Raw genomic sequence first — 12002 nt, 5'->3', positions numbered from 1 at the left:
CAAGACGTCGGCGAAGCCGCAGGCGAAGACGTCGGCGAAGCCGCAGGCGAAGACGTCGGCGAAGCCGCAGGCGAAGACGTCGGCGAAGCCGCAGGCGGAGACGTCGGCGCCGTTGTCGGTGTGGTCGTCGGCGGAGCTGCTCTCTTCGTCGGGGTCAGTGACGTCAGCGTCACGCCGCCTACCAGCAGTGCGGCCGCGCACCAGCGCAGGACGCTTACCGACTCGTCGAGGAACAGCGCGGCGGACGTCATGCCGAAGACGGGGACGAGGAGGGAGAAGGGGGCCACCGTGGACGCCGGGTGGCGGTGCAGCAGCCAGCCCCAGGCGCCGAAGCCGAAGACCGTGGTGACCCAGGCGACGTAGACGACCGTTCCGACGCCCTGCCAGTCGAGCCCGCGCAGTGCGGCCAGGTCCCTGGACGGGCCCTCCGTGAGGAGGGAGAGGGTGAGCAGCGGCAGGACCGGGACCGTGCTCACCCAGACCATGAAGTTCAGGGAGTCCGGCGGGGACGCCTTGCGGGTCAGGACGTTGGACACCCCCCAGCAGGCCGCCGCCGTGACGACCAGCGCGAACGCGCCGAGCGGGCCCGAGGCGCCCTCGTCGACGGCCGCCACCGCGATGCCGGCGAGGGCCACGGCCATCCCCAGCACCCGGACCCGGGTGGGGCGTTCGCCGAGTACGGCGAAGGCGACGACGGCGGTGAAGACCGACTGTATCTGCAGGACCAGGGAGGACAGTCCGGCCGGCATGCCCGCGTCCATGCCGACGAATAGCAGCCCGAACTTCGCCACGCCCAGCACCAGGCCCACCGCCACGATCCACTTCCAGGCCACCTTCGGGCGGCCCACGAAGAACACCGCGGGCAGCGCCGCCACCAGGAAGCGCAGCGCCGAGAAGAGCAGCGGTGGGAAGTGGTCGAGGCCGATCTCGACGACGGTGAAGTTCACGCCCCAGACGGCGGCGACGAGAACGGCGAGCAGAAGGTGAGCGGGTCGCATGCGTCGAGGATCACTGGTGCGGACCGTGAAGCACCAGCGATGATTACTGCACGGTTGGATGAAGCGACACTACCGATTGGACCTGCGGTGCTTGATCTCCAACGCCTCCGCGCCCTGCACGCCGTCTCCGTCCACGGCACGGTCGGCGCCGCGGCCGCCGCCCTCGGCTACACCCCGTCGGCGGTCTCCCAGCAGATCGCCAAGCTGGAACGGGAGACCCGGACGGTGCTGCTGGAGCGGGAGGGGCGCGGCATCCGACTCACCGACGAGGCGCTCCAACTCGCCGCCACGGCAAAGGAGTTGCTGGCGATCGTCGAGCGTGCGGAGACCGAGCTGGAGGAGCGGCGCGGGGTGCCGGCCGGTCGGCTGACCCTGGTGGCGTTCCCCTCGGCGGCCCGCGGCCTGCTGCCGTCCGTCCTCGCCGAACTGGCCCGCGCGCACCCGGCCCTGGACGCCCGGCTCAGCGAGATCGACCCGCACCTGTCGGTGGACCTGGTCGCGAAGGGCGCGGTGGACCTCGCCGTCGCCCACGACTGGGACATCGCCCCGCTGCCGGCCCCGGCGGGTGTCGAGCAGGCGGTGATCGGGGACGACCTGTGCGACCTGCTGGTCCCCGAGGGTCATCCCTTCGCTGGGCGTACGGCGGTACGGCGGGAGGAGCTGGGCGGTGAGCGCTGGATCTGCCAGCCGCCCGGCCGGGTCTGCAACGACTGGCTGATGCGCACCCTGCGCGCGGCCGGGCACGAGCCGGACGTCGTCCACACCGCCGAGGAGAACCCCACCCTCGTCGCCCTGGTCGCCGCCGGCCTCGGCGTCGCCCTCATCCCCCGGCTCGGGCGCGGCCCGCTGCCGCCGGGGGTGGTGGAGGTGCCGCTCGACCCGATTCCCGTACGGCGGCTGTACGCGCTGTGGCGCACGGGCGCGGCGCGGCGGCCGGCGATCGCGGAGACGGTGCGGGTGCTGCGCGAGCAGTGGCCGCGCGTGTCGGCCCACTGAGGGGCACCGGCCCCACGCGCCCTGGGTGCATGCCCCGGGTGCCCCGCACGCCCCTGCCGACCGCGTCCCAGGAGTCCCCTCACGTCTCACCCGTACCGACTTCCGGAAATCCGGGCGGGAGCGGGAACCCTGTCCGAGGCCCGCTCGTCCAACCCGCAAGTTGTCGGATGAGTCACCTCGGTGCGGTGTCGGCCCTCGCTACTGGCTGCGATCGCTGACCCACCCTCTCCGCCGCACCGCGAACCGGCAGCCGAGCCGTCATCGGCGCGCCCCCCTCCAATGCGCCGATGGCGGCGCCGCTCCAGGTAGCGTGCGCCACCGGGCCCCCGCCCGGCCCCCACCCGGACCCCCCACCCGGCCTTCGGCCTCCGGTAAGGAGCGCACATGCCCTCCCGACGCACCGTCCTCGCCGCCACCGCAGGTGTCACCGCCGCCCTGACCGTCGGCGCCGCGGCGTCCGCGAGCGACCGTGACCCGAGCGCCCTCCTCGCGCGGATGACGCTGGAGGAGAAGGTCGGCCAGGTCTTCGTCTCGCGGGTGTACGGCCACTCGGCGACCGCGCCCGACCAGGCCGACGTCGACGCCAACCGCACCGAACTCGGCGTACGCACGGCCGCCGAGCTGCTGGCCCGCTACCGGCCCGGCGGGATCATCTACTTCACGTGGGCGCACAACACCCGCGACCCGCGGCAGCTCGCGGACCTCTCCAACGGCATCCAGCGGGCCTCGCTCGGGCAGCCGCGCGGTCTGCCGGTGCTGATCTCCACCGATCAGGAGCACGGCGCCGTCTGCCGGGTGGGCAGGCCCGCCACCCTCTTCCCGGGCGCGATGGCGATCGGGGCCGGCGGCTCGCGCGCCGACGCCCGCACGCTCGGGCGGCTCGCGGGCGGCGAGCTGCGGGCGATGGGCGTCCGGCAGAACTACTCCCCCGTCGCCGACGTCAACGTCAACCCGGCCAACCCGGTCATCGGCGTCCGCTCCTTCGGCGCCGACCCGGACGCGGTGGCCGCGCTGGTCGCGGCGGAGATCGAGGGCTACCGGTCGGCGGGGGTGGCGGCGACCGCCAAGCACTTCCCCGGGCACGGGGACACGGCCGTCGACAGCCACACCGGGTTCCCCGTCATCACCCATACGCGTCAGGTGTGGGAGACGCTGGACGCGGTGCCCTTCCGGGCGGCGATCGCGGCCGGCGTCGACTCCCTCATGACCGCCCACATCCTGGTGCCCTCCCTCGACGCCTCCGGAGACCCCGCCACCCTGTCCCGTCCCATCGTCACCGGCATCCTGCGCGAGAAGCTCGGCTACGACGGGGTCGTGGTCACCGACGCCCTCGACATGGCGGGCGTGCGCACCAAGTACGGCGACGACCGGGTGCCCGTGCTCGCGCTCAAGGCCGGCGTCGACCAGCTCCTCAACCCGCCCAAGCTGGACGTGGCCTTCAACGCCGTCCGGAAGGCCGTCCAGGACGGGGAACTCACCGAGCGGCGGCTCGACGAGTCGGTCCTGCGGATCCTGCGGCTGAAGACCCGGCTGGGACTCTTCGACGAGCCGTACGTCGACCCGGCCGGGGTCGGACGCACGGTCGGCGCCCGGGCGCACCTCGCGGCGGCCGACGGGATCGCCGAGCGGACGACGACGCTGCTGGTCAACGAGGGGCAGGTGCTGCCCCTGTCCCCCCGCACCCACCCCCGCGTCCTGGTCGTCGGCGCCGACCCAGCCTCGCCCACCGGCACCACGGGCCCGCCCACCGGCGTCCTGGCCGCCGCCCTCACCGAACTGGGCTTCACAGCGACGGCCCTGTCCACGGGCACGGCCCCGCCGCCCGAGACGATCACTCAGGCGGTGACGGCGGCGGACACGGCCGACGCCGTGGTGGTGACGACGTACAACGTGACGGCGGACGGCGGGCAGCGCACGCTGGTGGAACAACTGGCGAAGCACCTGGCGCCGACCGGCCGTCCGCTGGTGGTGGTGTCGATCCGCAACCCGTACGACGCGGCCCAACTGCTGTTGGTGAAAGCTCACTTGGCGGCCTACTCGTGGACCGACGTCGAACTGCGGGCCGCCGCCCGGGTGATCGCCGGGACGGTGGCGCCGCGCGGGAAACTGCCGGCGCCCGTGCGACGGGCGGACGATCCGACGCAGGTGCTGTACCCGATCGGCCACGGCCTGACGTACGGGGCCTGACGTACGGGGCCTGACGTACGGGGCCTGACGTACCGGCCGTACGCCGAGCGCCGAGCGCGCGCCCCGCACCCACGCGCAATGCACTCCGCGCGGCTGGCGTGCGCCGGGCGTGACGGGTCACGCTGGGTCAGGCCCTGCTCGTCGGGGCATCGGAGCGTCGGGGCGGGTGGGGGGAGGCCGATGCGCGGGAGCCGGTCCGTGAGGGTGGCCTGCGGGACGCTGACCGCCACCCTTCTCCTGACGGCATGTCAACTGCTGTCCTCGGATGACGGCTCCGACGGCAGCGCGCCCACGACAGCACGAACGCCTCCCTCCTCCCTGGCCCCCGTCTCCGGCATCGGGCCGCTCTTCCTCGCCGTCGGCGAGTGCAGCTCCTTCGGGACGATCAGCTTCACCGAGGTGCCGTGCGGCGGGGAACGGGCGGCGGCGCGGGTCGTCGCCCGGCACGACGGGACGGCCGCCGAGGGCCCGCCCTGCCCGCCGACCACGGACTTCGTCCTCCACATCGGCGAACAGCCCGCCGAGACCGGCGCCGGCTCCATCCCGCCGGGCTACGCCTGCATGCGCACCCTCCAGCCGCCCCACCCCGGCGACCCGGGCGCCGGCGGCGGCCCCCGCACGATCGTCGGCGACTGCGTGTACGGCGCGGGCCAGGGCCGGGTCCGCGAGACGGCCTGCGACGGCTCGGGCACGCGAACCCCCCAGTACAAGGTGACGAAGGCGGTACCGGCCCGAGCGAACTGCCCACCGTCCACGGCCCTGTACGTCCAACTCGGCGGCGCCCCGAACCCGGTGGGCTGCGCCCGGCCGGTGTGAACGCCGTGCGCTGAGCGCGCACGGCGTCCCACGGGCTCACAGGGCGTCACGGACGAAGCGCGGGCTCCCGCTCCACGTCGCGGACGTCCAGCTTGGCGTCGAACTTCGCGAGGGGTTTGGCCTGGGTCACGGCTGAGGGTGAGACGCCCGCCCAGGCCAGGATCCGGGCCGTCGCCAGGGTCTTCTGGTCCGCGACCAGGCCCGCCACGTTCGCGCCGTGGTTCAGGCCGGGGGCCGTGAAGACGTAGGAGTCCTTCGCGCCCTTGCCCAGGCGGAAGCGTTCCGCGCCCCACGGGTCGTTCTGGCCGTAGACGAAGAGCATGTGGTGGGCGTTGTGCCTGACCCAGGTGTCGACGTCACGCATCGCCCACGGCTGGAACTTCATGGAGATGTCGCGGGGGACGAAGTTGCGCGGCGGCTGGTAGCCGTAGCGGATGTACTTCTTCTCGATGTACGGGAAGTGGATGGTGGGTGCGCCGAGTTGGGTGCCCGCCTGGTAGTAGTACGGGGTGTAGGTCTCCAGGCCCTGGTCGGTGTAGGCGGAGAAGCCGGAGATCGTGTCGATCGACGTCCAGATCTCGTCGTCCGTCGCCGTCGCCGCGTTCGCGGGGATCGTGTCGCAGTCGGACAGCAGGCTGTACTGCCAGAAGCCCCAGACGTAGTCCAGGACGACGGCCTCGTAGGCGCGGTCCAGGGTGCCGATGGTGGTGAACGTGTAGCCGTTCTCCGCCGCGTACGCCTCGTACTTCTTCTCCAGCGGCTCCCGGCGCGCCAGCGCCTCGCGCTGCACGGCGTTCAGACGGTCGCGGCACTCCTTGGTGCCGACCTGGGTGAAGAAGCGGTCGTACGCCGAGTCCTCGTCGTTGACGACGTCGTTGGGGGCCACGTAGGCCACCACGCCGTCCATGTCCTTGGGGTAGAAGCGCTCGTAGTACGTCGCCGTCATGCCGCCCTTGGAGCCGCCGGTGGAGATCCAGTTCTTGCTGTAGATCTTCTTCAGCGCCTGGAAGATGCGGTGCTGGTCGCTCGCCGCCTGCCAGATGTCCAGCTTGGACCAGTCGGCCGGGTCGGGGCGGGAGGGGTTGAAGAAGCGGTACTCCATGGAGACCTGGTTGCCGTCCACGATCTGGGTGGGCTCGCGGCGGCCGGGGGTGGTGGAGACGTTGTAGCCGCCGGTGTAGAAGACCGTGGGGCGGCTGACGTCCTTGTGGAGCACCGTGATCCGCTGCTGGAAGGAGCCCTTGGACGGGTGCCGGTGGTCGACCGGCTGGGTGTAGTTCAGGACGAAGTAGCGGTAGCCGGGGTACGGCTTCTCCTGGATCAGGCTCATGCCGGGGATCGAGAGAAGCCGGTCCTTGATGTCGGCCGGCTGCGGCTCCGCGGCGGTGGCCGCGCCCGCCGTGCTCAACGTGCCTATGAGCACGGTGAGCGCCAGCAGCCATCTGAGCGCCTTGCGCATGCGCGTGCACCCTCCCTGTGAGACAGATGTGCGTCGCCGGAAACTATCGCCGACAACACCCGTCACACCAGAGGGACTTGGTGAGTCGGAGCTAGCAGAGGATCCAGCCCGAGCCGTATCGGCCGGCCGCCACCGCTCCCGTCACCCGCACACACCGGTGTCCCGCGTAGACGGTCACGGAGGGGGAGGTACGGGCGTGCTTCCAGGACTTGGCGACGGCGACATGGCCGCGTGCCTGCACGCTCACCGACATCTGCCGCACCGTGCCGGGGTGCTTCTGGACGGTGACGGCGCAGACCAGGCCGCCGTTCTTGTAGACCAGCACCGAGCCGGTGGAGAACGACAGGGTGCGCACCTTGTGGCCCGCGCAGGTCGTGGACGGCGCCGCCTGGGCGCTGCCCGGCGCCACGACGGCCAGCAGTGCGCCCGCGATCAGCACGGCCAGTCCCACCCCCAGCCGCCGCACTGTCGCACTCCTCGCACCTTTGCCCACGGTCCCCGTCCCCTCCCGCGTTCGCCGTACGCGACGGCCGTATCCCGCCGACCTCACTCGCGATTGCCGTACTGATGTACGGACGCACGACGTGTGTCGGATGGTTGCACGGTCGTCACCGGGACGCGCCGACCGGCTCCTCGGGCTCGACCTCGCCGACGAAGGTCCGCCACAGGCGGGCGTAGCGCCCGTCGAGGGCGAGCAGCTCGTCGTGTGTGCCGTCCTCGACGACCTGCCCGTGGTCCATGACCACGACGCGGTCCGCGCGGGCGGCGGTGGTCAGGCGGTGGGCCACCACCAGGGTCGTACGGCGGCCCGCGAGACGGTCTGTCGCCTGGTTGACCTGGGCTTCGGTCGCCAGGTCCAGGGCGGCCGTGGCCTCGTCCAGGAGCAGGACGTCCGGGTCGACGAGTTCCGCGCGGGCCAGGGCGATCAGCTGACGCTGACCGGCGGAGAGGTTGCGGCCGCGCTCGGCGACCTCGTGGAGGTAGCCGCCGTCGAGCGTCGCGATCATCTCGTGCGCGCCCACCGCCCGCGCCGCCGCCTCCACCTCGGCGTCGGTGGCCTCGGGCCGGCCGTAGGCGATGGCGTCGCGGACGGTGCCGGGGAAGAGATACGCCTCCTGCGGTACGACGCCCAGACGGTGGCGGTACGACGTGAGGTCGAGCGAGCGCAGGTCCGTGCCGTCGACGGTGACCCGGCCGCCGGTGGGGTCGTAGAAGCGGGCCACCAGCTTGACGAGGGTCGACTTGCCTGCGCCGGTCTCGCCGACGAACGCGACCGTCTGACCCGCGGGGATGCTCAACTCGATCCCGGTCAGGGCCTCTTCGGGTTCATCGGTGGGGCCGTACTTGAAGTGCACGTCCTCGAAGGCGATCTCGCCGCGCAGGGAGAGGACGTCGAGCGGCTCGTCGGCGGACTTCGTGGACGTCGGCTCCTGGAGCAGCTCCTGGATGCGGCCCAGGGAGACGGTCGCCTGCTGGTAGCCGTCGAAGACCTGGGAGAGCTGCTGGACGGGCGCGAAGAACAGGTCGATGTACAGCAGATACGCCACCAGCGCGCCCGTCGTCAGCGTCGCCGCGTCGATCCGGCCCGCGCCCGCGATCAGCACCGCCGCCGCCGCGACCGACGACAGCAGCTGCACGAACGGGAAGTAGATCGAGATCAGCCACTGGCCCCGGATCCGGGCCTGGCGGTAGCTGTCGCTGCGCTCCGCGAACCGCGCCCCGCCGTCCCGCTCGCGCCGGAAGGCCTGCACGATCCTGAGCCCGGACACCGACTCCTGGAGGTCGGCGTTGACCGACGACACCCGCTCGCGGGCGAGCTCGTACGCCTTCACGCTCGCCCGGCGGAAGAAGAAGGTGGCGATGATCAGCGGCGGGAGCGTCGCGAAGACGACGAGCGCGAGCTGTAGGTCGATCACCAGCAGGGCGACCATGATGCCGAAGAACGTGACGACCGAGACGAAGGCCGTGACCAGCCCCGTCTGCAGGAACGTGGACAGGGCGTCGACGTCGGTCGTCATCCGGGTCATGATCCGGCCGGTCAGCTCCCGCTCGTAGTAGTCGAGTCCGAGCCGCTGGAGCTGGGCGAAGATCTTCAGGCGGAGGGTGTAGAGGACGCGTTCGCCGGTGCGGCCGGTCATGCGGATCTCGCCGGTCTGCGCGAACCACTGCACCAGCACGGCGAGCAGCGCGAGCAGCGAGGCGGTCCAGACGGCGCCCAGCGCCATCCTCGTCACACCCTGGTCGATGCCGTGCCGGATCATCACCGGCAGCAGCAGGCTCATCCCGGCGTCGACGGCGACCAGGCCGAGGCTGACCAGGAGCGGCGCGCCGAAGCCGCGCAGCAGCCTGCGCAGGCCGTAGGACTCCTCCGGCTGGACCGCCCGCCCCTCGTCGATGCCGGGGGTGTCGGCGGCCGGGGGCAGCGCTTCCACCTGGGCGAGGAGTTCGGGGGTGGCGGGCATGCCGGACAGGGCGGTGTCCTTCGGCTCGCGGTCGCCGGTCCACAGGCGGGGCGTCACCCCGCGCTCGGCGTCGAACTCGGCGTCCAGCTCGTCGCGGACGGAGGTGTCCTCGCCGGGCGCGACCGGCTGGGCGTGCCCGGGCGAGACGCCGCCGAGGCCGTCGGGGTCGGTGAGCAGGCGGCGGTAGAGCGGGGAGCGTTCCTGGAGCTCCTCGTGGGTGCCGAGGTCGGCGAGGCGTCCGGCGTCGAGGACGGCGATGCGGTCGGCGAGGTTGAGGGTGGAGCGGCGGTGCGCGATGAGGAGCGTGGTGCGGCCCTGCATGACGTGCTTGAGCGCCTCGTGGATCTCGTGCTCGACGGCCGCGTCCACGGCGGAGGTGGCGTCGTCGAGGACCAGCAGGCGCGGGTCGGTGAGGATCGCGCGGGCCAGGGCGACGCGCTGGCGCTGGCCGCCGGAGAGGGTGAGGCCGTGCTCGCCGACCGTCGTGTCGTAGCCGTCGGGCAGCTCGGCGATGAACCGGTCGGCCTGGGCGGCGCGGGCGGCGGCCTCTATCTCGTCCTGGGTGGCGTCGGGACGGCCGTAGGCGATGTTGGCGCGGACCGTGTCGGAGAAGAGGAAGGAGTCCTCCGGGACCAGGCCGATCGCGGCGCGCAGGGAGTCCTGGGTGAGCTCGCGGACGTCGTGGCCGCCGATGAGGACGGCGCCCCGGGTGACGTCGTAGAAGCGGGGCAGGAGGAGCGAGACCGTCGACTTGCCGGAACCGGAGGAGCCGACGACGGCGAGGGTCTCGCCGGGGCGGATCTCGAAGGTGAGGCCGTCGAGGACGGGGTGGTCGGGGTCGTAGCCGAACGCGACGTCGTCGAACTCGACGGTGGCGGGGGCGTCGGCGGGGAGTTCCTTGACGCCGTCCGTCATCGACGGCTCGGTGTCGATCAGCTCCAGGACGCGTTCGGTGCCCGCGCGGGCCTGCTGGCCCACCGTGAGGACCATGGCGAGCATCCGCACCGGGCCGACGAGCTGGGCGAGGTAGGTGGAGAAGGCGACGAACGTGCCGAGGGTGATGTGCCCGCGCACGGCCAGCCAGCCGCCCAGCGCCAGCATCGCGACCTGACCGAGCGCGGGAACGGCCTGCAGGGCCGGGGTGTACGCGCTGTTGAGCCGGATGGTGCGCAGACGGCCCGCGAAGAGCCGGCGGCCGACCTCGCGCAGTTTGCCCGTCTCCTGGTCCTCCTGCCCGAAGCCCTTCACCACGCGGACGCCGCTGACGGCGCCGTCGACCACGCCCGCGACCGCCGCCGCCTGTGCCTGCGCGTACCAGGTGGCCGGGTGCAGCTTGGTGCGGCTGCGCTTGGCGATGTACGCGAGCGCGGGCGCCACGGCGAGGGCGACCAGGGTCAGCGGCAGCGACAGCCACGCCATGATCACCAGGGAGATCAGGAAGAGGAGGAGGTTCCCGATCGTCATCGGGAGCATGAAGAGCAGGCCCTGGATGAGCTGGAGGTCGCTGGTGGCGCGGCCGACGACCTGCCCGGTGGACAGCTCGTCCTGGCGGCGGCCGTCGAGCCGGGTGATCGTCTCGAACATCTCGGTCCGCAGGTCGTGCTGGACGTCGAGGGCGAGCCGGCCGCCGTAGTAGCGGCGGACGTAGGTGAGGGCGTAGACGAGGAGCGCGGCGCCGATGAGGGCTCCCGCCCAGGGGGCCATGTCGCGGCTGTGGTCGCCGATGACGTCGTCGATGATCACCTTGGTGACCAGCGGGACCAGGGCCATGACGGCCATGCCGCCGAGGGAGGAGCCGAGCGCGAGGACGACGTCCGTCGGGTGGCGCCATGCGTAGCCTGCCAGGCGGCGTGCCCAGCCTCGTGGTGTCTCCCCCTGCTGCGCTGCCACGCGGATGCCTTCCTTCGGACTTCGAACAGACCTGATCTTCCGGAAGGCACCAACGCGAATGGACGCCGATTTCATCCCGCCGCGACAAAACGGGGGCGTCGGTCAGACACGTACACGCAGGTCGTAGAAGCGGGTCGTCTGGGCCGCGTTCTGGTTGTCGTCGCTGACCAGGAGCACCTTGAGGCGGTTCTTGGCGTGGCCCGTGATCACCATGCCCTCGATGTTGTCCAGCAGCGGGTTCGGCTGGGGCTGCTTGGCGGTCGCTCCCAGTGACGGGCAGGTCACCAGGTCCGTCAGCAGGGTCTTCTTGACCAGGCGTACGCCGTCCTGGCCGGTGAGGTTCCCGACGCCGCTCGTGTCCGTCGCGTGGCGCGGGTCGGCCAGGTAGAGGCGGACCGTGTTGCCGACGCCCGCCGTGAAGCCGCGTTCCAGGACCAGGAGCCGCCCGTCGGGGGTGGCCTGGACCTCGGGGACGCCGAGGCCGGAGTCCGTGCGGTACGCGTACTGCGCGCCGAGCGCGAAGCGGCCGCCCTTGGTCCGGTTCCAGGTCTGGAAGCGGACGATGCCCGCGCTGTCACCGGAGATCGCGTACTCCATGGAGGCGAGGAGCGTGCGGCCGCCGGGCAGGAGGGTCAGGCCCTCGAAGGTCTGGTTGGACGTGGCCCGGCCGGCGGGCGCGACGAGGAGCGAGGACGGCACCGGGAGACGGTCGAGGATCCGGCCGTCGCGGCTGTAGCGGCGGATCGACGGCTCCGTCTCGGAGGTGATCAGAGGGGTGCCGTCGCCGTCGATGACGAGACCCTCGGAGTCGAGGGCGGCGCCGTTCTCGTCGGCGAGCGGGACGACCGACTCCGGGGCGAGGGTTCTCGCGTCCAGGCCGAAGAGGGCGGAGCGGTCGGAGAGGGCGGCGAGGGAGCCGCCGTCGCGGTCTACGGCGAGCGCGGAGAGGTTGCCGACGAACGTGCCGTCGTAGGTCGTCTTGTCGAGGGCGTCGGAGAAACGGTCGAGGGAGACGGACGGTGAACAGGCGTTGCTCGTGGGCGGGTGGGCGCTGGCGGGCCCGGCGGCGACCACAGTGGTGGCCGCCGCCAGGCCGGCGGTGAGGGCGGCGAGTACGGTTCGCAGGCGCATGGCCGTCACCGTAGGACGGGCCGGTGACGCGGAGGAGGCCGCCGCGTAAAGCGTCGGCCTGTC

Annotated in this window: 8 protein-coding genes; 3 read left to right on the top strand and 5 right to left on the bottom strand. The window is 72.3% G+C overall.

Annotated features, from left to right (window positions below; all coding sequences use genetic code 11):
* On the bottom strand, positions 1 to 998 hold a 998-nt coding region (locus ACIBAF_RS29620), incomplete at its 3' end, for an EamA family transporter (RefSeq protein WP_399467097.1).
* Between the two features lie 87 nt (positions 999 to 1085).
* Here ACIBAF_RS29620 and ACIBAF_RS29615 point away from each other — a divergent pair.
* From ACIBAF_RS29615 to ACIBAF_RS29605, 3 genes are all read left to right on the top strand, one after another.
* A complete protein-coding gene (locus ACIBAF_RS29615; protein WP_399467095.1) occupies positions 1086 to 1994 on the top strand; it encodes a LysR family transcriptional regulator in 909 nt (302 codons plus the stop codon).
* Positions 1995 to 2378: 384 nt separating this feature from the next.
* Positions 2379 to 4181 (top strand): glycoside hydrolase family 3 protein, encoded by a 1803-nt coding sequence (locus tag ACIBAF_RS29610; protein WP_399467093.1) that lies wholly within the window; start codon positions 2379 to 2381, stop codon positions 4179 to 4181.
* Between the two features lie 180 nt (positions 4182 to 4361).
* A complete protein-coding gene (locus tag ACIBAF_RS29605) occupies positions 4362 to 4997 on the top strand; it encodes a hypothetical protein (protein ID WP_399467091.1) in 636 nt (211 codons plus the stop codon).
* Positions 4998 to 5043: 46 nt separating this feature from the next.
* Here ACIBAF_RS29605 and ACIBAF_RS29600 read toward each other — a convergent pair whose 3' ends face one another.
* The 4 genes from ACIBAF_RS29600 to ACIBAF_RS29585 form a co-directional block, all read right to left on the bottom strand.
* Positions 5044 to 6456, bottom strand: a complete 1413-nt coding sequence (locus ACIBAF_RS29600; protein ID WP_399467090.1) for a S28 family serine protease — start codon at positions 6454 to 6456, stop codon at positions 5044 to 5046.
* Between the two features lie 91 nt (positions 6457 to 6547).
* Complete coding sequence (locus ACIBAF_RS29595; RefSeq protein ID WP_399467214.1) at positions 6548 to 6913, bottom strand: hypothetical protein; 366 nt, start codon at positions 6911 to 6913, stop codon at positions 6548 to 6550.
* A gap of 151 nt (positions 6914 to 7064) precedes the next feature.
* Positions 7065 to 10808, bottom strand: a complete 3744-nt coding sequence (locus ACIBAF_RS29590; protein ID WP_399467088.1) for an ABC transporter ATP-binding protein — start codon at positions 10806 to 10808, stop codon at positions 7065 to 7067.
* Between the two features lie 102 nt (positions 10809 to 10910).
* The gene (locus ACIBAF_RS29585; protein WP_399467086.1) at positions 10911 to 11939 is read right to left on the bottom strand and encodes an esterase-like activity of phytase family protein; all 1029 of its coding nucleotides are present in this window, start codon (positions 11937 to 11939) and stop codon (positions 10911 to 10913) included.
* Between the last annotated feature and the right edge of the window lie 63 nt (positions 11940 to 12002).

It is taken from the genome of Streptomyces sp. NPDC051677 (assembly GCF_044453465.1).
In the GTDB taxonomy this organism is placed as follows: Bacteria; Actinomycetota; Actinomycetes; order Streptomycetales; family Streptomycetaceae; genus Streptomyces.
The sequence above is the reverse complement of the archived record's forward strand: the minus strand, read 5'-3'. Positions and strand labels throughout refer to the sequence as shown.